The following is a 24,219-nucleotide window of genomic DNA, read 5'->3' as shown; positions in this document are numbered from 1 at the left end:
CCTGGACAGACCCGTTCACACGTCGGCCAGCACCCGCAGATGGGCCGCCACGCTGCGCGCCAGCGCGCTCAGGGCATAGCCACCTTCCAGGCACGACACGATGCGGCCCTGGCAATGGCGGTCGGCGACATCGACCAGCCGCTGCGTGATCCAGGCGTAATCGGACTCGACCAGCCCGAGCTGGCCGAGATCGTCCTCGCGGTGGGCGTCGAAGCCGGCCGAGATGAACAGCATCTCCGGCCGGAACGCCTCCAGCCGCGGCAGCCAGTACGCCTCCACGAGTTCGCGCACCTCCATGCCGCGGGTGTAGGCCGGCACCGGCACATTGACCATGTTGTCGCCCATCGGCACACCGCCGCTGTACGGATAGAGCTGGTCCTGGAAGAAGCTGGCCATCAGCACGCGCTCGTCGCCCGCGATGATGTCCTCGGTGCCGTTGCCGTGGTGGACATCGAAATCGACGATCGCCACGCGCTGCAGGCCCCGCACGTTCAGCGCATGGCGGGCCGCGATGCAGACGTTGTTGTAGAAGCAGAACCCCATCGCCGCCGAGCGCGTGGCGTGGTGGCCGGGCGGGCGGATGGCGCAGAAGGCGTTGCGGTAGGTGCCGTCGATCACGGCGTCCGTGGCGGCCACCGCCGCGCCGGCCGCCCGCAGCATCGCCTGCCGGGTGCCGGGACAGACGGTGGTGTCGGGGTCGAGCGCGCGGTGTTCGCCGGTCGCGGTGGCCTGCTGCAGGAACTCGTCGAGTTCGCGCAGATAGCCCTCGCTGTGCGCGTGCATCAGGTCCGCGTGCCGGGCCAGCGGCACGTCACCGGGACGCAGCAGCGCGATGTCCAGCCCGGTGGCAAGGAGATGGTCCTCGATCGCGTCGAGCCGCTGGGGACATTCGGGGTGGCCGGCGCCCATGTCGTGGCCGCGGCAGTCGGGGTGGGTATAAAAGGCAGTGCTCATGTCGTCTGGCACAGCGGGCGTCTGCTGCCCCTGTGTGGTCCCTCCAGCGTCGTTTCGGTGCGTGCAAGTTCGGGTAAGGTAGCACCAATGATGAACCATCCGCCCCTCGCTGTTCTGACACCGCTGGAACGTCTGGTCGATCAGGTCGGCACCGTGGTGGTGGGCAAGCACGCCCAGATCCTCGACAGCGTGGCCTGCCTGCTCGCCAGCGGACATCTGCTGATCGAAGACGTGCCCGGCGTCGGCAAGACCACCCTCGCCCAGGCCCTGGCCGCCTCGCTCGGCCTGCACTTTTCCCGCGTGCAGTTCACCGCCGACCTGACGCCCAGCGACCTGATCGGCGTCAGTGTCTACGCGCCGACGCGCGAAGGCTTTGTCTTCCATCCAGGACCGGTCTTCACGCAGGTGCTGCTGGCCGACGAGATCAACCGTGCCGGCCCACGCACCCAGAGCGCCCTGCTGGAAGCGATGGAAGAGCGCCAGATCAGCCTCGATGGCCAGACACGCGCCCTGCCCGCCCCGTTCTTCGTCATCGCCACGCAGAACCCCGCCGAGCAGCTCGGCACCTACGCCCTGCCCGAAAGCCAGCTCGACCGTTTCCTGCTGTGCCTGACGCTGGGCTACCCGTCCGCCGCGGCCGAGCGGGCGCTGCTCGAAGGCCAGGACCGGCGCGAAGCCGTGCGGCACCTGCAGCCGGTGATGTCCGCCCAGGAGCTGCTGGCGGCGCAGGCGGCCGTGCAGCGCGTCCACGCCGCGCCGGCGCTGCTGGACTACCTCCAGGCGCTGGTCGCCGTCACGCGCAACGGCCAGTGGTTCACGCAGGGGCTGTCGCCACGGGCGGCGCTGGCGTGGCTGCGGGTGGCGCGGGCGCGGGCCTTCCTCGCCCGGCGAACGCATGTGACGCCGGAAGACCTGCAGGCGCTGGCCGTGCCGGTGCTGGCCCACCGCCTGCAGCCGCGCAGCGGCGCCGGGCGCAGCCGGTCGGCGCAGGTGCGGGCGATGCTCGACGCGGTGCGGCTGGTCTGAGGTGCGCCAACGCTGGCAATCCTGGTGGAATCGGCGCCACCCGCGCACCGACACCGTGCGGCTCGACCACCGCCATCTCTACATCGTGCCGACGGTGTCGGGCTGGTTCTACGGGGTGCTGCTGCTGTGCCTGCTGCTGGCCTCGGTCAACTACCAGCTCAACCTCGGCCACCTGCTCACCTTCACGCTCGCCAGCGCCGGGCTGGTCGCGCTGCACGCCACGCACGCGACGCTGAGCGGGCTGCACCTGCGCGTGCAGGCGAGCGCGCCGGGTTTCGTCGGCGAGACGGTCGTGCTGGACCTCGTGCTGCAGGACGGATCCCCTGCCACCGGCTGGCGCCACCCCACCCGGCTGGGCCGCCACGGGCTGGTGCTGCGCTGGCGCGACACGCCGGAACCGGACGGTGGACCGCACCCGTTCGCCTGGACCACCGATCCGGACGCGCTGCACCGCCTGCCACGCACCCTGGTGCAGCGCGGGCCGCAGACCTTACCGCCGCTGGAGCTGTCCAGCCGCTTTCCGCTCGGGCTGTTCCGGGTCTGGACGGTGTGGCGCATCGCACACCAGCCGCTGGCCTGGCCGGCGCCCGAGGTGGATGCGCCGCCACTGCCGCTGACACTGGACCTGGACGACGACAACGCAGATCCGGCCGAGACACCCGCCCGACAGCACGGCCTGCTGCCCGAACCGGGAGACGACGATGGCGTGCGGCCCTGGCGGCGCGGGGACCGGCCGTCGCAGGTGCTCTGGCGCCGCTCGGCGCAGCGGCTGGCGGCCGGCGGCGGGCTGCTGGTGCGTGAAGTGCCGCCGCCGCGGGCCACCTGCGAGCTGCACCTGGACGGCGACCGGCTGCACGGTCTCGATCCCGAAGCCCGCCTGCGTCGCCTGAGCGCCTGGGTGCTGGAGGCGGACGCGCTGGGCCAGCCTTACCGCCTGAGCCTGGGTGCGCTGCGCACCGAGGCGGGGACTGGCCCCGGCCACCGGCGGCACTGCCTGGATGCGCTGGCCTGGTGGGGGATGGCATGAGTTTCAGCACGGGCTGGGCGCGGCTGCCACGGGAGCCGCGTGACACGCTGTTCCTGCTGGCCGTCTTGGCGTGGACGCTGCTGCCGCAACTGGTGCAGGTGCCGCCATGGTGTGCCGCGCTGGCGTATGCGGCGCTGGGCTGGCGGGCCTGGCTGGCGTGGCGGGGTGGCGCACTGCCGTCGCGCTGGCTGCTGGTGCTGGCGCTGCTGGGGGCCACGGCCGGTACGCTGGCGAGCCACCAATCGCTCTTCGGGCCGTCGGCGGGCGTGACGCTGCTGGTGGTGATGTCGGCACTCAAGACGCTGGAGCTGCGGGCGCGCCGCGATGCGACGGTCGTGTTCTATCTCGGCTTTTTCCTGGTGCTGGCCAACTTCCTGCACTCGCAGTCGCTGGCCACGGCGCTGGCGATGGGGGTGGCGGTGTGGCTGCTGATGGCGGCGCTGGTGCTGGCCCACCTGCCGGAGGTGCCCGAGGTGCAGGTGCACAGGGCGCCGCTGCGGCAGGCGCTGGCCCTGTCAGCCCGGCTGCTGCTGACCGGCGTGCCGCTGGTGGTCATGCTGTTCGTGTTCTTTCCGCGGGTCGCGCCGCTGTGGACGGTACCGGGATCGGGGTCGGGCGTGGGCAAGACCGGCCTGTCGGACCACCTCGCGCTGGGCGATGTGGCCGAGCTGGCGCAGGACGACACGCTGGCGCTGCGGCTGCAGTTCGAGGGCGCCGTGCCGGCCACCGCGCTGCGGTATTTCCGCGGGCCGGTGCTGAGCACACCCGAGGGCAGTGGCTGGCAGCGGCAGACCGGCAGCGGCGCAGGATTCGTGCCCCTGCCAGCGCCACCCGCAGACGGAAACGGAAACGCAAACGCAGCACCCAAGGTGCGTTACGAGATGACCGTGGAGCCGCTCGGCCTGGGCACGCTGCCCCTGCTGGAAAACGCCCGAACCCCCCCGACACGGCCCGACGCCGAGCCGGACCTGCCCTGGTGGCACCACCCGGAGGGCTACTGGCCCACGCAGCGACCGCTCACCGAGCGGATGCGCCTGCGTGCCACGGCCACGCTGGACACCCCGCTGCACGATCCCCGCGTCGCATCCGCGCCGGCGGTCGATCCAGCCGATCCGCGCTGGACCCCATACCTCGTGCTGCCAGAGGGCCAGCATCCGCGCACGCTGGCCTGGGCAGACGCCCAGCCCAGCGCCGACCGGCATCCACAGTGGCTGCTCGACCACATCCGCCAGCAGCCCTACGTCTACACCCTGGCGCCCGGACTGCTCGGACAACACCCCGTGGACACGTTCTGGCTCGACACGCGCGCCGGCTTCTGCGAGCACTACGCCAGCGCGGTCACGGTCGTGCTGCGCCGCTGGGGCATCCCGGCGCGCATCGTCACGGGCTACCTCGGCGGCGAGGTCAACCCGCTCAACGGCGTGCTCGACATCCGCCAGCGCGATGCCCACGCCTGGGTCGAGTACTGGCACGCCGACCGCGGCTGGGTGCGGCTCGACCCGACCGAAGCGGTGGCACCAGAGCGTGTGCAGCGTGGCGAGCGGCTGACAGCGGCACGCGGGCCACTCGGGCTGGCACTCGTGGATCTGGTGGCACTGGACCCGCAGTGGGTCGCGCAGATGCAGGCGGTCTGGGGCGCGGCGGAGCACCAGTGGAACCAGTGGATCCTGGGCTACTCGGCGCACCGCCAGCAGGATCTCCTCGCCGGCCTGCTCGGCGAAGGCGTCGCGCTGCACACCCTGGGGCGCTGGCTGGCTGGTGGATTCGCGGCCTTGGTGGGCGTCGGCGCGGGTTGGGTGGCGTGGCGGTCACCGCCGCGTCGGCGTGATCCTTGGCTGCGCGGACATGCGCGCCTGCAGCAGATCCTGCGCCAGCGTGGCTACACGGTGCCGGCGCACCTGGCCACGGCGGGCCTGCTGGTCCATCTGCGGTCGCAGTGCGATACGGGTGCGGGTGTGGGTGCGGGTGGTCTGTCGGCCACAGCCGCCGCCGAGTTCGACCGTCTGGCCGCGGCGCTGGACACCCTCAGCCGGTGGCGCTATGCCGCACCAGGGGATGCGGGCGCGCCGCGCGTGGCGCTGCAACCGCTGTGGCGTGTGGCACAGCGGGCGGCCGCCCGGCTGCCCCGCATCCAGCCAAACCGTCCAGCCACCAACGCTTGAGCGTGCGCAGCGCCCGCGCGGACAGGCTGTTGAAGCCACGGAACTGCCGCAGCACGTCCGGGTCCGTACACACCTCGGTCGGCAGTCGAAAAACCGCCGGCGGCTCGGAGGGGCACACGGCGTGCGGGGGTCGCACATCGTGCCGGCAATGCGCCGCCCCCTCGCCGAAGCCGATGTTCTCGACCAGCGACTGCCGCGGGAACACGTCCACCAGCCCGTGCCGGAACTGGTGGAAACACAGGCGGATGGCCCAGGAGTCGATCTTGCCGGCCATCTGGCGGTCGAGCATGTGCGACAGGTCGCTGCCACCGCGGTTGAAGCGCAGGCGCTGGGCAAGGTTCCAGCGAAAGCGCGGGTAGTCCGTCACCGCCCAGTCGATCTGCTCCCAGCGGTCGCGCCAGATCGCCCAGCCCCAGGAGCTGGCGCGCAGGCCGAAGGTGGCGTCCTGCGCCGGCTCCGGGCCTGGCCGGTGGTGGATCGGGTGGGCGTAACCGGACACGCTCAGCACCTGCGGCACGTCGGCGTAGGTCTGCAGCGCCTGGTGCATGAAACGCAGAAAACCGCTGGACAGCACCAGATCGTCCTCCAGCACGATCACCCGCTCGTGCGTGCGCAGCATCTCGCTGACGCCGCCAATGACCGAGCGCGACAGCCCCAGGTTCACCGCGGACTCGTGCAGCACGACGCGGGCGAAGCCGGTGATGCCGCGGACGTAGTCGCGCACGGCCTGCACCTGTGCGCGGGTCCGTGCATCGGCGTCGGGCCGGGGTCCGTCGCAGAACACATGCAGCTCGCTCGCGCTGGCCTCCGGATTGGCCAGCAAAGATTCCACCGTCCGGCGCGTCAATGCTTCACGGGCATACACAAACAAACAGACCGGGGCAAGCTGGCAATTATTCACGCTGTACTTTCAAATCCAATCGACACCTTATGAATTTGATTATCAAACCAAGCACAGAAATACCATCAAAAATACGTCACATATTCGGACTTCAATTCGAACGCCAATGGTCCAGATCGACCATAACCCCCTTGTTTCAAGGCGCCTGAATCAATGGTGGGTATCAATGGAGGCATCAGTGGGGGTGCCCGACCTGCGGACCACCGAGGTCCGCGGGGAGCGCGCGGGCGGGCCGGTCCTGGCGCGACCAGCCCAGACACCGTGCCACCACCGCACCCAGGGCGCCCAGGGCACCCAGCGGCGCACGCTGGTCGATGCGTGCCAGCCGCTCGCGGCGCAGGCGGGCCACTTCCGGGTCGGTTTCCCACTGCCGGCCATGGACCTCGTCGAACACCGCCAGCGCATCGATCTCGCGCTGGCGCGCCACCTCGGGCGAGACCCCCGCCGCATGGAACACCGCGCCGGGCAGCGCCAGCACATTCACCGCACTGCGGGCGGCCAGCCGGGCCTGCAGGCGGTACTCCAGCGCCTCGGTGTCCTCGTACAACGCCGGGAGCAGCCGCTCGGCCTCCTCCGTGCGCAGCAACGTCACGGCCAGCCGCGTGTATTCGCCCCAGCGCAGGTGCCGGGCCAGCTCGCCCTGTTGCCACAGCGCCCCGGCCACCGCGTCCGGCAAGCCACGCAGCGCCGACGGGTCCAGCACGGCGTCCAGACGGCCATGCCCCCGCACATCGGCCCGGCGATAAACAGCCGCCGGCTGGCCCGCAGGCGTGACCGACGCCATGCACACGAGGTCTTCGAGCGTGAAGGCATCCAGGAAGGCCCGCGTCAGCGCCAGGAAATATGGCGCCCAGACATGCTCGGCATCGAGGAACACGGTGTAGGTACCCAGACAGTGCTGCAAGCCCAGGCGCAGCGCCGCAGCGCGGCCACCACACCCCTCCTGGCGCAGCACCTGGATGCGCCCGTCGTGCGCCGCCCAGCGGCTGGCACGGCCACGCGCGCCGGCTGGCTCGACCAGGTACAACTGCCAGTCCTGCTCGGTCTGCGCCCGCACGCTCTGCACGACCCGGTCCAGTGCCGCGTCCGTGCCCTGCACCGGCAGCACGATCGACACCACCGCGCCATTGCGCACGGTGTCGGCGGTATGCGCTGTATACGCTGTGTTCATTGTTTTCCCCATGCCAGATTTATTCTGGACTGACCCGCATGAAAGCAATTGTTAGCGCGAATCTGAAAAAACAACTTGGAATACATCACGCTCGGCGGGTGGTCGTTTTGGGTACCACAGCAAAGCCCCATGGTTGGGTGTTCCCCCTGTATTGGCGATGGACAGGTCTGCGTACAGCCAATTTATCGACAAAATCGCTGAAACCCCCCATATTCAGGTGGCTGGAAATATAGCGTTCCAAGGTCCACCCCATGCAGCGGGCGACCAACAGCCCCGCTGCGCCCCGACCAGACCGTTCGGCAGAAAACGGTATCCCGCAAGCCGGGTGTCACACCCCCCAAACGAGGCAGAATCCGCCGCCATGCCTTCCACCGACTCCACACCCACCGCCCCAGGCGGCGCCGCCGGCGAGCAGCGCGATGTCCTCCATGCCTTCGCACTGGGCATGTCCTACCGCACCCGGACCTGGGTCCACACGCTGCTGGCCGCACTGGCGTGGTCCAACCGGGACGGCAAACGCTACACCGGCGAGCAGGTACGCGAGGCGGTGGTGGCGCTGACCGCCGACGGCCAGCTCGCCGAACACCCGCAGCGCCCCGGCCACTGGCGTGTCCACCCGGCGCACCACAGCGCCACGTATCTGGCACTGCTGCAACGGAACACTCCGGATACCCTGCGCGACGCCTTGCTGAACGCCGACAGCAGCCGCAGTGCCGCCCAGTTCGGCACCACCCACTGGTACTTCGAGAACATGGAACTCGCCTGCGCCGTCACGCGGCTGGCGGTCTTCAGCGGGCAGGCGCCAGACCAACTGGAGCGGCTGCGGCTGGCCTGCCGCTGGGGCATGGAGTGGGAGGCGGTGCTGGAGCGGTCGCTGCATGACGTGCTCGACGGCGACTTGTTTGCACGGATGCATCCGTGCCTGCAGGCCAGGACACTGCGCGAACACTTCGACCTGCTCGTCCAGCGGTGGGCCAACCCCGGTGCGCTGCCGCTGCAGGCCATGGCCGACACCCTGCGCCAGCGCGCGCAGACCGACCCCGCGCTGGACCGGGCCGTGCGCCTCAGCGGGCTGTCGCTCGCCCAGGCGGAATACCTGATGCTCGCGGGCCGCTTCGACGACATGGCCACCGTGCTCCAGGCGCTGGTCGATCCGACCGGACAGCCGGAACTCGCGAGCACCATCGTCATCTGGCGCGCGATGGCGGAGGCATTCGACGCCGTGCGCCAGTTCCGCCGTGGCGACTGGGCAGGCTGCATCGAGGCGATGGAGACCGTGCTGGAGGCGCTGCGCCTGCTGTCGGGCAAGCGCAAGGGGCTGCTGCCGATGCCAATCGCCTGGGCCTACCCCCTGGCGCTGATGGCCCAGGGCACGCCTGCCGCGCTGCAGAAGGCGCTCAAGTTCTGTCTGGCCGAAGGCGGCAAGCGCCAGCCGATGATGGAATCGTCCTGGGGCGTGTTCGCGCTGGCCCTGCAAATGAAGCTGGGCGACGCGCGGCGCGACCTGCAAGCCTTCACGCCCCGCACCAGCGCCCTCCACATCGACCAGCTCGACATCAGCCGCTGGTTGGTGCGCGCCTGGCTGAAGGACCGCCCGGAGGCAGAACCGCTCAACGCCCACCACATCGAAGCCGTGCAGGTGCTCGGCGAACGCCTGCACAGCATCGGCCTGCACGACCTGCACGCCCAGCTCGACGCCGCCGTCGCCGTGGTCCAGGCCCGCCCGGCGCCGCCCACCTTTTTTGTCGCGACCCCGGCCGAAGGGGAAGGCTGGCGCAATGCGCTGTCCGCCCTCGCCGCCATCGCGGGTGGTGGCACGGGGGATGGCGCCGGCACCACGGTCATCGCCGCCGAAACCCGGCTGGTCTGGGTGATGACTGTCAACGACTTCGGCGCCCTCAGCGACATCACGCCGATGGAGCAAAAACGCGGCCTGCGCGGCTGGAACAAGCCCAAGGCGGCGTCGCTGTCCAAGCTGTCGAAGGCCGAAACGCTGCCCACGCACGACGCCGTGGTCGCCCGCACGCTGCGCGTCAACGCACGGGACCGCAGCCTGCGCTTCGATCTGGCGGCGGCGGCGGTGGCGCTGGTCGGGCATCCGCTGGTGGAATTCGACGACACGCCAGACGTGGCCGTGGCGCTGACGGAGGCGCCGCCGGTGCTGGACGTGACCGATCTCGGCGACCGGCTGCGTGTGGCGCTGCAGCCGCCGCCGCGCTGGACCGACCCCAAGGCCGAGCGCCAGGAGCCGCAGCTCTGGATCACGAGTGCCGCCGACCAGAAGGAAGCCGACGCGCTGCGCGTGCTCACCATCCTGCGCGACGGGCCGCAGCACGCCCGGCTTGTCCGGCTGAACGCCGCGCAGACGCGGGCAGCGCAGCTCATCGGCGCCGGGCTGGAGGTGCCGAAAGCGGCGTCGGCGCAATTGGACGAGGTGTTGCGCAGCCTGGGCGCGCAGTTCCAGGTCCACAGCGACACGACCGCCGCGGCGCGTGACGTGCCAGCCGAATCGCGCCTGCGGGCCGAGCTGACGCCGGAGGGGGATGGGGTGGCGCTGCGGCTGGTGGTGATGCCGTTCGGGACGGACGGGCCGCGGGTCAATCCCGGGAGCGGTCGGGCGCGGATGATCGCCAAGGTCGGTGACGAGACGCTCGGTGTCCAGCGTGACCTCAACGCCGAACGCTCGCACCTGGAGACGACGGTAGATGCCTGCCCGATGCTGTCGCCGCCCCTGAAGGATGCGCCGGCCGCGTGGCTGGTCGAGCAACCGGACCAGGCGCTGGCGCTGCTGGAGCGGCTGCACACGCTCAACGCGGTGATGGCGCTGGACTGGCCCAAGGGCAAGGCGATCCGGGTGGACAGCGTGGGCCTCGGGGCGCTCAAGGTCAGCGTCAAGTCCGGCTCGGAGTGGCTGGCTTTGCAGGGGGGCGTGACGCTCAACGAGCAGTTGGTGGTCAGCCTGGGTCGGTTGCTGGACTGGAGCGCAAGCGAGAAGAGCCGCTTCATCCCGATGGGCGAAGGGCGTTATCTGGCGCTGACGGAGGAGCTGCGCAGCCGGCTGGACGAACTCGCCAGCGTCGCCGAGATCCACCGCACCGACGCTGCGCGTGTGACGCCGGTGGCCGCCGCGTGGCTGGATACGACGCTCAAGGGCGCAGACCTGGACAGCGACAAGGCGTTCCGCGAGCGGATCGACCGGCTGGTGGAGGCGCAGCAGTTCGAGCCGGTGTTGCCGCGCACCTTGCAAGCCACGCTGCGGCCGTACCAGGAGGAAGGCTACCAATGGGCGATGCGGCTGGCCGAGACAGGGCTGGGTGCGGTCCTCGCCGACGACATGGGGCTGGGCAAGACGCTGCAGGCGCTGGCGGTGCTGCTGGCGCGGGCGGCGGGCGGGCCGGCGCTGGTGATCGCGCCGACCTCGCTGATCGGCAACTGGCAGGCGGAGGCACGCCGGTTCGCGCCGTCGCTGCGGCTGCGGCCGTATGCGGAAGGCGATGCACAGGGGGACCGCGATGCGCTGCTGGCCGACCTCGGGCCGCAGGATGTCGTGCTCGTGTCCTACCAGTTGCAGCAGCTCAACGGCGCGGCCTTCGCGGCGCGGCAGTGGCACACGCTGGTGCTCGACGAGGCGCAGGCGATCAAGAACGCCACCGCCAAGCGCAGCCAGGCGGTGCATGAGCTGGGCGCGGATTTCCGGCTGGCGCTGTCGGGCACGCCGATCGAGAACCGGCTGTCGGAGCTGTGGTCGATCATGCGGGTGTGCAATCCGGGGCTGCTGGGGACGGCGAGCACGTTCAACCTGCGCTTTGCCGTGCCGATCGAGCGCGACCGGCATCGCGGGGCACAGCGCACGCTGCGCAAGCTGATCGCGCCGTTCATCCTGCGCCGCACCAAGGCGCAGGTGCTCGACGACCTGCCGCCGCGCACGGAGCTGACGATGCTGGTGGACGCCGATGCGACCGAACACGCGCACTACGAAGCCTTGCGCCGGCAAGCCCTGCGCGACGCCGAGAAGGCGATGGAGGGCGACAAGCCGGGGCAGTCGCACCTGAACATCCTCGCGCAGCTCACGAAACTGCGGCGGGCGGCGTGTGATCCGCGGCTGGTGACGCCGGAGATCAAGCTGGTCGGCGCCAAGGTGAAGGCGTTCGGGGAACTGGCGGCCGAACTCGCCGCCAACGGCCACAAGGCGCTGGTGTTCAGCCAGTTCGTCGATTTCCTGGCGCTGCTGAAGGAACCGCTGGACGCCGCTGGGCTGCGCTATCAGTACCTCGACGGGTCCACGCCGTCGCTGGAGCGGACGAAGCGGGTCGCAGCGTTCCAGGGCGGAGATGGCGACTTCTTCCTGATCAGCCTGAAGGCGGGTGGGTTCGGACTGAACCTGACGGTGGCGGATTACGTGGTGATCGCCGATCCGTGGTGGAACCCGGCCGCCGAGGACCAGGCCAGCGGACGCGCCCACCGGATCGGGCAGCAGCGGCCGGTGACGGTCTACCGGCTGGTGCGGGCGGGGACGCTGGAAGAGAAGATCGTGGCGCTGCACCAGGACAAGCGTGAGCTGGCGGACAGCGTGCTCGAAGGCAGCGAAGTCGCGGGCGTGTTGCGGGCGGAGGAGTTGATGGCGTTGATGCAGGACGGCAGGTAACGCGGGAGGCGGTCGATCTGTTTGCGAAGCTGCTTGAAAATCGCATCATGCAGGCATCGCCATCAATCCCAGGAGCTGCAAGATGACTTCCGTGACCATCCGGAATGTGCCCGACGAGGGGCATCGCGCCATCCGCGTGCGGGCCGCGCAGCACGGCCGCAGCATCGAGGCCGAGATGCGCGACATCCTGGAAGCCGCCGTGAAACCGCAGGGCCGGGTCAAGCTGGGTTCGCTGCTGGCTGAGATCGGCGTGGCGCTGATGCCGGCGGGTAAGTGCCGCACTCAACTGCATGAGCATCTGGAGAAGCAGGTGCTGCCGCTGTGTGCCGGGCGCAGCATCGCAACCGCGGACGCCTGCATTGCCGCGGTCGCCATGGCCAATGGGTTGGTGGTGGCCAGCGGCGGGGCTGACCGTCATCAATCCTTGGGACGATCGGTGACTGTGGTGACCACCGATCCGTGGTGAAACCCTGGCGGCCGTGTTCGCCCGCGCAGGGTCACTGGCTCACGCCAGATCGAAGCGGTCCAGGTTCATCACCTTGTCCCAGGCCGCCACGAAGTCGCGCACGAACACCGCTTGCGCGTCGTGGCTGGCATAGACCTCCACGACCGCCCGAAGCTGGGCGTTCGAGCCAAAGACCAGGTCCACCACAGTACCGGTCCACTTCAGCGCCCCCGTGGCCCGGTCGCGCCCTTCCAGCACGCCGCCGGTCGTGGCCGAAGGCTGCCACGCCGTGCCCATGTCGAGCAGGTGAACGAAGAAGTCGTTGGTCAGCATCCCGGAGCGCTGGGTGAACACGCCGTGCGGGGTGTGGCCGGCGTTGGCCTCCAGTACACGCAGACCGCCGATCAGCACCGCCATCTCGGGCACCGTCAAGGTCAGCAACTGGGCCTTGTCCACCAGCCGCTCGGCCACCGAGCCTTCCAGCCCCGGTTGCGCGTGGTTGCGGAACCCGTCGGCCACCGGCTCCAGCACGGCGAACGCGGCCACGTCGGTCTGCGCCTGCGTGGCGTCGGTGCGGCCCGGCGCGAAGGGCACGGCCGCGTCGTGGCCGGCCTGCTTCGCCGCCGCCTCGACCGCCGCACAGCCGCCCAGCACGATCAGGTCGGCCAGCGAAACCTGCTTGCCGCCGGTCTGCGCGCCATTGAAGGCCCCCTGGACAGACGCCAGTACTTGCAGAACCTGCGCCAGCTCAGCCGGTTGGTTGACCGCCCAGTCCTTCTGTGGCGCCAGGCGAATGCGTGCCCCGTTGGCACCACCACGCTTGTCGCTGCCACGGAAGGTGGCCGCCGAGGCCCAGGCCGTCGTGACGAGTTGCGCGGTGGACAGCCCGCTGGCCAGCACCTGCGCCTTCAGGTGGGCAATGTCCTGCGCGTCGATCAGCGCGTGGTCCACGGCGGGCACCGGGTCTTGCCACAGCAGCACGTCCTTCGGCACCAGCGGGCCGAGGTAGCGTGACACCGGCCCCATGTCGCGGTGCGTCAGCTTGAACCACGCACGGGCAAAGGCGTCCGCGAACTGCTCCGGATGCGCCAGAAAGCGCCGCGAGATGGCCGCATAGGCCGGATCGACGCGCAGCGACAGGTCCGTGGTCAGCATGGCCGGGGCGTGGCGCTTGGCAGGGTCGTGCGCGTCCGGCACGGTGCCGGCGCCCGCGCCCTGCTGCGGCGTCCACTGGTGTGCGCCAGCGGGACTCTTCGTCAGCGCCCACTCGAAGCCGAACAGGTTCTCGAAGAAGTTGTTGCTCCAGCGGGTGGGCGCGTCGTGGTCCAGGTGACTTCGAGACCACTGCTGACCGTGTCGCCCCCCTTGCCGCTGCCGAAGGTGCTGGCCCAGCCGAAGCCCTGCGCCTCGATGCCGGCGGCTTCCGGCTCGGGACCGACGTGTTGCGTGTCGCCTGCGCCGTGGGTCTTGCCGAAAGTGTGACCGCCAGCGATGAGCGCCACCGTTTCCTCGTCGTCCATCGCCATGCGGGCGAAGGTCTCGCGGATGTCGCGGGCGGCGGCCAGCGGATCAGGGTTCCCGTTCGGGCCTTCCGGGTTCACGTAGATCAGGCCCATCTGCACGGCGGCGAGCGGGTTCTCCAGGTCACGGTCGCCGGTGTGGCGCTGGTCGGCTAGCCACGTTTTCTCGGCGCCCCAGTAGATGTCCTCTTCCGGTTCCCAGATGTCCTCGCGCCCGCCGGCAAAACCGAAGGTCTTGAACCCCATCGACTCCAGCGCCACGTTGCCAGCCAGGATCATCAGGTCGGCCCACGAGAGTTGGCGGCCGTACTTCTGCTTGATCGGCCAGAGCAGCCGGCGTGCCTTGTCGAGGTTGACGTTGTCCGGCCAACTGTTGAGCGGCGCAAACCGCTGGTTGCCCGTGCCAGCGCCACCCCGGCCATCCTGCGTGCGGTAGGTGCCGGCGCTGTGCCAGGCCATGCGGACGAACAGCGGGCCGTAGTGGCCGAAATCGGCAGGCCACCACGCCTGCGAGTCGGTCATCAGGGCGTGGAGGTCCTGCACGACAGCGTCCAGATCCAGGCGTTTGAAGCCCTCGGCGTAGTTGAAGGCCGCGCCCATCGGATCAGATTTCCGGGAATGCTGGTGCAGCAGGTTGAGCTTGAGCTGGTGGGGCCACCAGTTGGTGTTCGTGTTCGACGGCGTGGAAGCGGTCGCGGGCTTTTGGACATGGAACGGGCACTGGGAGTCAGTGGTCATGCATCTCTCCTTCGAGGGTGGTGGGTGACAAATGACGGGTGAGGTCGCTGCAGGCCACTGTAGGTTTCAGGCCGTTCTCTATCCATTTGGCTTTGGCAATTCCCCTGATAGCGGTTTCGGTTGGCGCGTGGCTCAGGCCAGCGCCATCGCCCGCGCCGCGTGGGTCAGTTCCTCGCGGAAGGCTGGATGCGCCACCGCGATCAACTCCCGCGCCCGCTCCCGCAGGCTCTTGCCCCGCAGTTGCGCCACGCCGTACTCCGTCACCACGTAGTTCACGTCGTTCTTGCTGGTGGACACCAGCGTCCCCGGCGTCAGCGTCGGCGCGATGCGCGAGATGGTGTCGCCCTTCGCGGTGGACGGCAGCACGATGATCCCGCGCCCGCCATTCGAGCGGTTCGCCGCGCGGATGAAGTCGGTCTGCCCGCCAGTGCCCGAGTAGGGGTTCGGCCCCAGGCTTTCCGAGCCGCACTGGCCGAACAGGTCCACCTGCAGCGTCGCGTTGATCGCCACCAAGTTGTCGTTCTGCCCGGCGATGGCGGGGTCGTTGGTGAAATCGACCGGGTGCATCTCCAGCATCGGGTTGCGGTGCATCGCGTCGTAGAGCCGGCGCGTGCCCATGCCGAACGTCGCGACGATCTTGCCCGGCATGAAATTCTTGCGCCAGCACGTCACCGCCCCCGACGCCAGCAGCGAGATCAGCCCGTCGCCGATCATCTCGGTGTGGATGCCCAGGTCCTTCTTGCCGCCGAGCTGCATCACCACCGCATCCGGGATGCTGCCGTAGCCGAGCTGCAGCGTGTCGCCATCCTTCACCAGCTCCGCCACATGCAGCCCGATCGTGCGCTGGATGTCGTTGACCGCCGGCAGACCGACCTCCCGCAGCGGTGCCTCCGACTCGATCAGCGCGCTGACCTGCGAGACGTGGACATGGCAGTTCCCGAAGGCGAAGGGCACGTTCGGGTTGACCTCCAGCACCACGTCGCGGGCGCGCTCGATCGCCGCCATCGTGAAATCGGGACTGAGGCTGACGGAGAAGTAACCGTGTTCGTCCATCGGCGAGGCCATCGACATGACCACCTCACAGCGTTGTTCCCCCCGCCGCACCAGCCGCGGAATCTCCGAGAAGTGACACGGCACCAGGTCCGCCCAGCCCGCCTTGAACCCGGCCCGCACCGCCGCGCTCAGGAACAGCGAGCGGTGGCGGAGGTGCGGCGCGCTGTCGGCGGCCATGTAGCCCTGCGGCGACAGCGGCAGCAACTGGCTCAGCGTCACGCCATTCAACGCCGTGCGGCGGGCAGCGAGGGCCTGCAGCAGCGTCGGCGGCTCGCCCACCGCGGAGGCCACGAGCACCGTGTCGCCGTCGCGCACGCGGGTGGCGGCCTCGGCGGCGCTGACGAGTTTCTGGCGGTAGAGGGACTGGGCAACGGGCATGGACACTCCGGGGCGGTGAAGGGACGAACAGTGAAAGGGATCACGCATTCTAGGAAGCCCCGCCCGCCAGCGGCGACAATCCCACCATGCTCGCCTACCGACACGCCTTCCATGCCGGCAACCACGCCGATGTCCTCAAGCACCTCGTCTTCACGCAGGTGTTGCGCTACATGGCGGAAAAGGACAAACCTTACACCTTGGTCGATACGCACGCCGGCGCGGGCGGCTACGGCCTCGACAGCAACCACGCCCGCAAGCACGCCGAGTACGACGACGGCGTGGGCCGCCTGTTCGGCCAGAAGAACCTCCCCGCCGCGCTGAACGACTACCTCGCGCTGGTGCGCCGCTTCAACCCGCAGCCCGACCGCCTGACGCGCTACCCCGGCTCGCCCGCGCTGGCGCAGATGCTGCTGCGCGCCGACGACCGGATGCGCCTGTACGAGCTGCATTCCACCGACTTCCCGCTGCTGCAGACCGCGCTGGAAGGCCGGCGCGAGACGGCGGTGATGAACTCGGACGGCTTTGCAGGGCTGAAGGCCGAGATGCCGCCGCCCTCGCGCCGCGGCGTGGTGCTGATCGACCCGAGCTACGAGATCAAGACCGACTACGCCAAGGTGGTCGCCGCCGTGCGCGATGCGCTGACGCGCTTCCCCGAGGCCGTGATCCTGGTGTGGTACCCGCAACTGCAGCGGCTCGAACCCAAGGAAATGACCGACCGCCTCAAGGCCGCCGCCGACGCGCAGGCCAAGCGCGGCTGGGTCCATGTCCGCCTGTCGGTGGCCGAGCCGGACCAGAGCGGCTTCGGGATGCTGGGCAGCGGGATGCTGGTGATCAACCCGCCGTTCGTGCTGCACACGGTGCTGCAGGAGGTGATGCCGGTGCTCACCGAGACCCTGGGGCAGTACGCCGGAGCCAATTTCATTCTTGAAAAGCGTTCGAAATAGTTTTTCCTGAACCCGGAATTAAAGAAATCGTCGCATCCATGGCGACATCAAACTTCACCAATTGACCCAATAGTTCACGAAATTCACACTGGTTGCTCGCCTCTTCGAGGATCAACGAGGGACCAGCATGATCAGCAGACGCACCGCCCTGAAGCAGTGGGCATGGGTCGGACTCAGCGGGACAGCAGCACTGCAGCCCGATCAGCCACGCGCCGCGGCGCTGTTTCCGGGGGTGCAGCGGCTGCAGGGCAGCACACACCCCAAGTTCGTCCAGCCGCTGCCCAACCCGAGCGCACCGCTCAACGCCTTCGAGGCCACCACACCCGGTGGCAGCGCCTACGTGCTGCGGGTGCGCGAGTTCGCCGGCCAGATCGGGCTGGTGTCGCCCACGGGGCAAAAACTCATCACCCTGCTCTGGGGCTACGCCACCCAGAACCAGCCGCCCACCTCGCCCGGTCGCTCGTTCTCGGTGCGCAGCGGCAGCCAGATCAGCGTCACCTACGTCAACGAGCTGGGGACGGGCCTGCGCCCGGCGGCGTACCGCCTGCCACTGGACACCACGCTGATGTGGGCCAACCCCGGCAACCTCGGCGGCCTGGCGCCCGTGCCGCTGGTGGCCCACCGCCACGGCGGCGATCAGCCCAGCCAGCACGACGGTCTGCCCGACGCCTGGGCCACCGCCGACCGCAACCTGGACAGCCAGCCCGACTTCGGCGGACGCCTCTGGAGCACCGCCTACACCTACCAGCACCAGCAAGAGGCCGCCCACCTCTGGTACCACGACCACGCGCTCGGCGTCACGCGGCTGAACGTGTTCATGGGGCTGGCCGGGCACTACTTCATCCGCGACGCCAATGAAGACGCGCTGGTGCAGCGCAACCAGTTGCCCGCCAGCCCCTACGAGTTGCCGCTGGCCATCCAGGACCGGATGTTCGACAGCGGCGGCAAGCTCTTCTACCCTTCGACCGACCCCTTCAACCCGAGCGCACCGCGCACCACGCACCTGCCCGAGTTCTTCGGCGACTTCATCCTCGTCAACGGCGTGCCCTGGCCGCAACAGGCGGTCGAGCCACGCGCTTACCGGCTGCGGCTGCTCAACAGTTCGGACTCGCGCTTCTATGACCTGCAGTTCCGGCGTGGCGACGGCAACACCCTGCCTTTCCACCAGGTGGGCACCGAGCTGGGCTTGATGAACGCCCCGGTCGCACTGACGCACCTCTTGCTCGCGCCGGGCGAACGGGCCGACGTGGTGGTGAGCTTCAAGGGGCTGGCCGGGCAGCGGGTCACGCTGACCAATGCGGCGCCGACCCCTTTCCCCTTCGGCTTTCCGGTCGATCCCGCGTCGGCGGGGCAGATCATGGCCTTCCCCGTGGCACTCGCGCTCAATGCGCAGCGCCCGGACACCGTCCTGCCCAGCACCTTGCGGCCCGTGCATGGCCCGCTGCCGGCGCTGAACACCACCGGCGCGCGGGTGCGCAAGCTGCTGCTGCTCGAAGGCGTCGATGCCTACAACCGGCTGCAGACCCTGCTGGGCACCATCAACCCCGCCGCAGGCAACCCCACCAGCCCCGCCCACGGCACCTTCTTCTACTCGGACCCGGTCACGGAGAACATCCCGCTCGGCAGCACCGAGGTCTGGGAGCTGCACAACACCACCGTGGACGCCCACCCCATCCACCTGCACCAGACCACTTTCCGCGTGCTCAACCGGCAGCCCTTCGACGGTGTGGTGGTGCCGAAACCCATGGGCGCGGGGGGCAGCACCCTCGGCGGCTGGCTGACCCGCGTGACCACGCTCGGCCCGGCCCGTCCCGCCGATCCCCACGAGGCCGGACGCAAGGACACCGTGGTCGCGTATCCCGGCGAAATCACGCGCATTCTGGTGCGCTTCGACCGACCGGGCGAGTTCGTCTGGCACTGCCACATCCTCTCGCACGAAGACCACGAGATGATGCGGCGCTTCGTCGTCGCCTGATGGACCGGGCCGCCACCACCACCACGGCCGCCGCCGTGTTGTGGCTTGCGCTCGGGCCGGCACTGGCGGCCAGCGCGCGCCCCAGCCCGGCGCCCGGCATGGACGACGTGTGCCAGACCCCGGTGTCGGTGCCCACGGCCGCCGTGCGCAGCCTGCTGGCGGTGCGGCTGCCGGCGGTGCGGCTGCGCGCGCACGACGGTGGCGAATCCGACCTGGCCAGCAGCCTCGATGCGCAGCGCCCCGTGCTGCTCAACTTCATCTTCACCAGTTGCACCACCGTCTGTCCGCCACTGTCACAGACCTTCGCCGCCGTGCAGGAGCGGCTCGGCCCGCGGCGCGGGCAGGTGCAGATGGTCTCCGTGTCCATCGACCCGGAGCACGACACCCCTGCGCGGCTGCGCCAGTACGCGGCGCGGTTCGGCGCGGGCAGCCAGTGGCGGTTCCACACCGGCAGCGCCGAGTCCGTGGACGCCGTGCAGCGCGCCTTCAACGTCTACCGGCCTGACAAGATGGGACACACCCCCGTGACCTTCGTGCGGCCCAGGGCCAGTCGGCAGTGGGTTCGGCTGGACGGGTACGCCACACCCGACGAGCTGATCCGCACGGCGTTCGCACCGCCGCCATGAGGCGCCGGGCAACGTCCTGCATGGCCCTGCTGCTGGTGGGCACGGCGCTGGCGTGGCCACCCCGGGCCGCGGCACAAGACCCCGCCAGCCTCGCCCTGGGCGCACGGCTCTACCGCGCCGGCTTGCGCGCCGACCGCCGCCCCGTGCGGGCCGAGCGCAGCGGCGTGGTGCTGGAAGGCCGCGAAGCGGCCTGCATCCAGTGCCACCGCGCCAGCGGCATGGGAGGCGCCGAGGGCAGCACCGCCGTGCCCCCGATCGCCGGTGGCGTGCTCTTCGCCCCTGGCCAGCAGGCGAGGCCGCGTGTGGCGCGGGTCTTCGCCCGGTTGACACGCCAGACGCCGACCAGCGAATCGCGCCCCGCCTACACGCTGGACACGCTACAGCGCGCCCTGAACGAGGGACTCGCTCCCGATGGACGCACCCTGGACACCCTGATGCCGCGCTACCGGCTGCAGTCGGACGAAGTGCGCGCGCTGGCGGCCTACACCACGTCGCTGCAAATCGGCACCGCTCCGGGGCTGCAGGGCAACACCTTGCACCTGGCGACCATCGAGACCGGCGCGGCCACCCCCGCTGTCCAACAGGCCGGCCCGGAGCTGCTCGCGCAGTGTCTGGCGCAGCGCAGTCCCCGGCCCACCAGCGACGCCGAGGCCGCCCCGACATGGGTGCTGCACCGCTGGACCCTCAGCAGCCAGCCCCAGCACTGGCCCGACGAACTCGCCGCCCTGCAGCGCGCCCAACCGGTTTTCGCCATCGTCTCGGGCACGACGGGCGCGCACGGCCGCGGTGCGTGGCAAGCCGTGCAGCAGCACTGCGAGCGCGAAGCGATGCCGTGCGTGCTGCCCAACACCGCCGCGGTCGATGACCTGCAGCCGTCGCACTGGACCTTCCATTTTTCCCGCGGCGCCAGCCTGGACGCGGCCACCATGGCCGACCGCCTGGCCGAGCAAGCGCCCCGCGGCGGCTGGCGCAGCCTCCACCTCGTCGCCGATCCGCAGAGCGAGTCCGCCCGCATCGGCACACGGCGGCTCACCGAGCGGCTGCGCGGCGGCGCAGCGGCAGAGACCGAGATCGTGCTGCACCCACCCGACACGCACCCGGCTTGGCTGGCCGGGTTGGGGCCACGCGATGCCTTGGCGCTGTGGCTGCCCGCGGCGGCACTGCAACGCTGGAGCACCCGCCACCCGCCACCGCCCGGACTGGCGCAGGTGCTGGTGTCGGGCGAGCTGATCGAGCTGGAGGCGCAGGCACTGGCGCCCGGCTGGCGTGCGCTGGCCCAGATCACCTGGCCCTACGACCCGGCGGAGCGCCACCTGCCGCGCATCGCAGCCAACGTCAGCAAGGGGCTGGACAGCCTGCAGCCACCTGGTCAACCTGGGCAGCCGCAGCAACCTCTGCCACTGGCGCGCAGTGCGGCCTTGCTGCGGCTGCAGGGCCACACCTACTCGGCCTGCGAAGTGGCGGCCCACGCCCTGCGGCGCATGGGGCAGCGGGTCAGCCGCGCCTATCTGGTCGAGCTGCTCGAAAGCGCGGAGGAAGCGGCCACCACCACCGCCTACCCCCGCTTCACGCTCGGCCCCGGCCGGCGGCTGGGTTCGCAGGGCACCTGGCTGATGCGGTTCAGCGCGCCGCCGGGGGCGCGGCTGCAGCCGATCGGGACATGGTTCGTGCCGGACTGACCGCCTCGGGCACCGCCAGCGTCAACGCCACGCACAATCCGCCTTGCGGACTGCAGCCCAGGTACACACGGCCTCCATGCACGCGCGCGATCAGGTCCGACAGGATCAACCCCAGCCCGGTGAAGGCGGCGTAGTCCTCGCGGTCGAGCGCCGACTGGAGGGCGTGGCGCCGGGCGTCGTCGAGACCGGGTCCGTCGTCGCACACCTGCAGGTGGTCGGCCGCCACCGCCACGACCACGCTGCGGGCGCCGTGGCGCAGCGCGTTGTCGAACAGGTTGGCGAGTGCAGCGGCCAGCAGGTCGGGGTCGGCGTGCGGCCAGGGGGCACTCCCCGGGTCGGACAGGCGCACCTCCAGCCCCGCGATCGGCATCCGCGCCACCATCGCGGCCACATCGACCGGCTGGCGGTGCAGCGCCGACCCACTGCGGAACAGCGTCAGCAGCGCACTGACCACCCGCGCGAACCGGCCCGCAGCGTCGCGCACGCGCTGCAGGCGGGGCTGCTGTTCGGGGGCGCATTCACGCAGCGCCACCGCGAGCTGGGCGTCCATGCCCGCCAGCGGCGTGCGCAGGGCATGGGCGGCATGGGCGGTGAAGGCCCGCTCGTTGCGCACGCGCACCGCCAGCCGGGCACCAAGGTCGTCGATGGCGTCGCGGATGGGACGCAGCTCTTCGCGCGTGACGGGCGGCAAGGACTGGGTGGGGTCCATCGGGTCGTGGTGCTGCACATCGGCCACGAGTCGGTCGATGTGCGCGAGTTCGGCCCGCATCCGGCGCAGCAGCCCGACCCCACAGACCGCCCACACCGTGAGCGAGGCCAGCATCGTGCTGATCGCCGCGTCGCGCAGCGCCTCCGACCGTTCCTCCAGCGACTGCGCGACGTAGAGGATCTGCCCCTGCCCGCCCACCGCCACCCCCAGCACGCGCCAGCCGGAGTCGGCGTTCGACAGCCCGGTGCGGGACACCTGCAGAAAAGGTTCGGGGGGTGCCAGCGGCGAATGCAGCAACACCGCGCCGGCGGGGTCCACCAGTTGCCAGGCGAAGCGCCCGCGCACGTAACCCGCCGCAGGACTGATCGTGAGGCCGCCGGGCGGTGCCGGCGTGGCCGAAGGGGGGAGCAGCGGCACCTGCACCACACCCGACAACGCCTCGGCCGAGGCGCGCAGGGTGTCGTCCAGCAGCTCGTTGATCTCGTGGCGGATGGTCAGCACCACCATCAGCGGCGCCACCAGCCCCCAGACCACCGAGGTCCAGAGCAGCGCCGCCAGCATCCGCCGCCGGATCGAGACGGGTGTCTGCGTGCCCCACTTCATGCGGGTGACGCGACCGCGACCCGGTAGCCCAGGCCGCGCACGGTTTCGATGAAGTTGCGGCCCAGCTTGCGGCGCAGGTTGGAGATGTGGACCTCCAGCACATTGCTGCTGACCTCGGCGTCCTGCCCGATCACCAGCGCGTCCAGATCGTTGCGCGAGACGAGGCGCCCGGCGCGCAGCACCAGCGCCTCCAGCAGCGCCCACTCGCGCGCCGTCAGCTCGACGCGGATGGGCCCCACCCAGACCGCCTTGGCGGTGAGATCGACCTGGACCGCACCGAAGTCGATGCGCTCGCCGCCCGTGCCGGCCGTGCGGCGGCACACGGCGCGCAGCCGCGCCGCCAGCTCTTCCGGCTCGAAGGGCTTGACCAGGTAGTCGTCGGCCCCGGCGTCCAGCCCCTGCACGCGGTCGCTGAGCAGATCGCGGGCCGTCAGCATCAGGGCGGGGGTGGTCAGGCCGCGCTGGCGCAGGCGGCGCAGCCAGTCGAGACCACTGCCATCGGGCAGTTGCCAGTCGATCAGCCAGGCGTCGTAGGGCTCGCGCACCTGCACCGCCGCCTCGCCCAGACAGACGCACCAGTCCACCACATGGCCCTCGGCGCGCAGGTAATCGCGCAAGCCTTCACCCAGCATCGGGTCGTCTTCCAGCAGCAGCAAGCGCACGGCAGTGGTCTGGTGGATGCGGTGCGGTTCAGGTGCGGCGCTTGACGCCCGTGACCATGGCGGCCACAAGGTTGGTGCGCTCGATGCGGCCCATGGCGATGGCTGCCACCGCGTGCAGACCCGCCAGCGCGATGAGCGCCGAACCCAGCCACGCGTGCAAGGACTGCAGCCACTCCTCACCCCAGAAGGTGTCGGTGGTCTGCAAGAACCCCGTCAGCCCGAGACCGAGCACCACGGCCATCAGCGCCAGCATCATCAGTGCGCCTAGCGGGTTGTGGCCGACATGGTGCTCGCGGCGGCCTTCGCGCAGGGCGGCAAAGTGCGCCCGCAGGCGGCTTGGGGTGGGAAAGAAGTCGGCAAACCGGGCGTGGCGCGTGCCGATGAACCCCCACACGATCCGCAGCGTCACCAGGGCGCTGGCGGTGTAGCCCACCCACTGGTGGATGTCCTTGCCGTCGTCGATGGCGAAGTAGTTCGTCAGGACGCAGGCGACCAGACTCCAATGGAAGATCCGCACGAAGGGATCCCAGACCCGGACAGCGGTCGGGTCGCTGGACAGCGTCGGTGGGGGCAGAGACATGGGTCAGCAGCAGCGGTTCACTGGAACGCGACCGGGGTGGCGGTGGCCGGATCGTAGTGGATCTCGACCTTCTTGCCGGCCTTGTCGGTGCCGTAGATCTCGTAGCAGTTGCCCTTGGTCACTTTGAAGGTCTTGACCTTGAAGCCTTCGGCGGCCACCTTGGCCTTGAAGTCGGCCTGGCTCATCCACTTGTCCTTGGGCGAGGTGCAGGTCGGGTCAGCGGCCAGCGTGGCCGTGGCGGTCAGCAGGGAAGCGACGAGTGCGAGGATCTTGTGCATGGGGTTCCTGAGGGCGTTGCGTGGTGGGATCAAGAGAATCTGCCGGTACCCAATGGGGTACCGACACAGGCATTGAACCCAGCCGACATGAAGCGAGCGTGAAGCCGGCATGAAAAAGAGGCCGCACCCACCGGTACCATTCG

Annotated in this window: 15 protein-coding genes and 2 pseudogenes; 9 read left to right on the top strand and 8 right to left on the bottom strand. The window is 70.1% G+C overall.

The annotated features are described in order from the left end of the window. Positions 1–15 precede the first annotated feature (15 nt). Positions 16–954 (bottom strand): histone deacetylase family protein, encoded by a 939-nt coding sequence (locus QZW52_RS01945; protein WP_293994583.1) that lies wholly within the window; start codon positions 952–954, stop codon positions 16–18. Positions 955–1,044: 90 nt separating this feature from the next. Between QZW52_RS01945 and QZW52_RS01940 the strand changes: the two genes are divergently transcribed. Genes QZW52_RS01940 through QZW52_RS01930 form a run of 3 tightly spaced genes read left to right on the top strand, consistent with a single transcriptional unit; the run spans position 1,045 to position 5,169 of the window. Further along, positions 1,045–1,980 (top strand): AAA family ATPase, encoded by a 936-nt coding sequence (locus QZW52_RS01940; RefSeq protein ID WP_293994581.1) that lies wholly within the window; start codon positions 1,045–1,047, stop codon positions 1,978–1,980. Position 1,981: 1 nt separating this feature from the next. Continuing rightward, complete coding sequence (locus QZW52_RS01935) at positions 1,982–3,007, top strand: DUF58 domain-containing protein (RefSeq protein ID WP_293994578.1); 1,026 nt, start codon at positions 1,982–1,984, stop codon at positions 3,005–3,007. Then, complete coding sequence (locus QZW52_RS01930) at positions 3,004–5,169, top strand: transglutaminase TgpA family protein (protein WP_293994575.1); 2,166 nt, start codon at positions 3,004–3,006, stop codon at positions 5,167–5,169. The genes QZW52_RS01935 and QZW52_RS01930 overlap by 4 nt, the downstream gene beginning before the upstream one ends. A 1,076-nt stretch (positions 5,170–6,245) precedes the next feature. Here the strand turns inward: QZW52_RS01930 and QZW52_RS01925 are convergent. Continuing rightward, positions 6,246–7,241, bottom strand: a complete 996-nt coding sequence (locus QZW52_RS01925; protein ID WP_293994573.1) for a glycosyltransferase family 2 protein — start codon at positions 7,239–7,241, stop codon at positions 6,246–6,248. Positions 7,242–7,602: 361 nt separating this feature from the next. On the opposite strand from QZW52_RS01925, the gene QZW52_RS01920 reads away from it, so the two are divergent. Then, the gene (locus QZW52_RS01920) at positions 7,603–11,886 is read left to right on the top strand and encodes a DEAD/DEAH box helicase (protein ID WP_293994571.1); all 4,284 of its coding nucleotides are present in this window, start codon (positions 7,603–7,605) and stop codon (positions 11,884–11,886) included. 82 nt (positions 11,887–11,968) lie between these two features. After that, positions 11,969–12,136 (top strand): annotated as a pseudogene (locus QZW52_RS01915) (FitA-like ribbon-helix-helix domain-containing protein); the annotation flags it as partial. Between the two features lie 255 nt (positions 12,137–12,391). On the opposite strand, the pseudogene katG reads toward QZW52_RS01915, so the two are convergent. Together katG and QZW52_RS01905 are read right to left on the bottom strand one after the other, a co-directional pair. After that, positions 12,392–14,589, bottom strand: a pseudogene (katG, locus tag QZW52_RS01910) (catalase/peroxidase HPI). Positions 14,590–14,721: 132 nt separating this feature from the next. Beyond that, positions 14,722–16,020 carry an acetyl-CoA hydrolase/transferase family protein gene (locus QZW52_RS01905; RefSeq protein ID WP_293994568.1) on the bottom strand — a complete coding sequence of 433 codons (1,299 nt, stop codon included), beginning with the start codon at positions 16,018–16,020 and terminating at the stop codon, positions 14,722–14,724. An 86-nt stretch (positions 16,021–16,106) separates the two neighbouring features. Here QZW52_RS01905 and QZW52_RS01900 point away from each other — a divergent pair, with 86 nt between their 5' ends. The 4 genes from QZW52_RS01900 to QZW52_RS01885 all read left to right on the top strand — a co-directional run bounded on the left by QZW52_RS01900 (position 16,107) and on the right by QZW52_RS01885 (position 21,244). Beyond that, positions 16,107–16,964, top strand: a complete 858-nt coding sequence (locus QZW52_RS01900) for a 23S rRNA (adenine(2030)-N(6))-methyltransferase RlmJ (protein WP_293994566.1) — start codon at positions 16,107–16,109, stop codon at positions 16,962–16,964. A gap of 127 nt (positions 16,965–17,091) precedes the next feature. Beyond that, complete coding sequence (locus QZW52_RS01895) at positions 17,092–18,939, top strand: multicopper oxidase family protein (RefSeq protein ID WP_293994563.1); 1,848 nt, start codon at positions 17,092–17,094, stop codon at positions 18,937–18,939. Next, on the top strand, positions 18,939–19,565 hold the full coding sequence (locus QZW52_RS01890) for an SCO family protein (protein ID WP_293994560.1): 627 nt from the start codon (positions 18,939–18,941) through the stop codon (positions 19,563–19,565). Before QZW52_RS01895 ends, QZW52_RS01890 begins: the two co-directional genes overlap by 1 nt. Positions 19,566–19,585: 20 nt before the next feature. Continuing rightward, positions 19,586–21,244 carry a hypothetical protein gene (locus QZW52_RS01885; protein ID WP_293994558.1) on the top strand — a complete coding sequence of 553 codons (1,659 nt, stop codon included), beginning with the start codon at positions 19,586–19,588 and terminating at the stop codon, positions 21,242–21,244. Here QZW52_RS01885 and QZW52_RS01880 read toward each other — a convergent pair. The 4 genes from QZW52_RS01880 to QZW52_RS01865 are packed head-to-tail and all read right to left on the bottom strand — an operon-like array spanning position 21,186 to position 24,076. Then, positions 21,186–22,556 carry a sensor histidine kinase gene (locus QZW52_RS01880; RefSeq protein ID WP_293994556.1) on the bottom strand — a complete coding sequence of 457 codons (1,371 nt, stop codon included), beginning with the start codon at positions 22,554–22,556 and terminating at the stop codon, positions 21,186–21,188. The two genes, QZW52_RS01885 and QZW52_RS01880, sit on opposite strands and share 59 nt — an antisense overlap. Continuing rightward, positions 22,553–23,218, bottom strand: coding sequence for a response regulator (locus tag QZW52_RS01875; RefSeq protein WP_293994552.1), 666 nt, complete (start codon positions 23,216–23,218; stop codon positions 22,553–22,555). The genes QZW52_RS01880 and QZW52_RS01875 overlap by 4 nt, the downstream gene beginning before the upstream one ends. 28 nt (positions 23,219–23,246) lie before the next feature. Further along, positions 23,247–23,798 (bottom strand): cytochrome b/b6 domain-containing protein, encoded by a 552-nt coding sequence (locus QZW52_RS01870; RefSeq protein ID WP_293994549.1) that lies wholly within the window; start codon positions 23,796–23,798, stop codon positions 23,247–23,249. Between the two features lie 17 nt (positions 23,799–23,815). Continuing rightward, entirely contained in the window at positions 23,816–24,076 is a 261-nt protein-coding gene (locus QZW52_RS01865) for a PepSY domain-containing protein (protein WP_293994546.1), read from the bottom strand. Between the last annotated feature and the right edge of the window lie 143 nt (positions 24,077–24,219).

Source organism: Sphaerotilus sp. (assembly GCF_013299175.1).
Lineage (GTDB): Bacteria > Pseudomonadota > Gammaproteobacteria > Burkholderiales > Burkholderiaceae_C > Sphaerotilus.
Note: the sequence above shows the minus strand (reverse complement) of the source record. Positions and strands in the feature narration are given on the sequence as shown.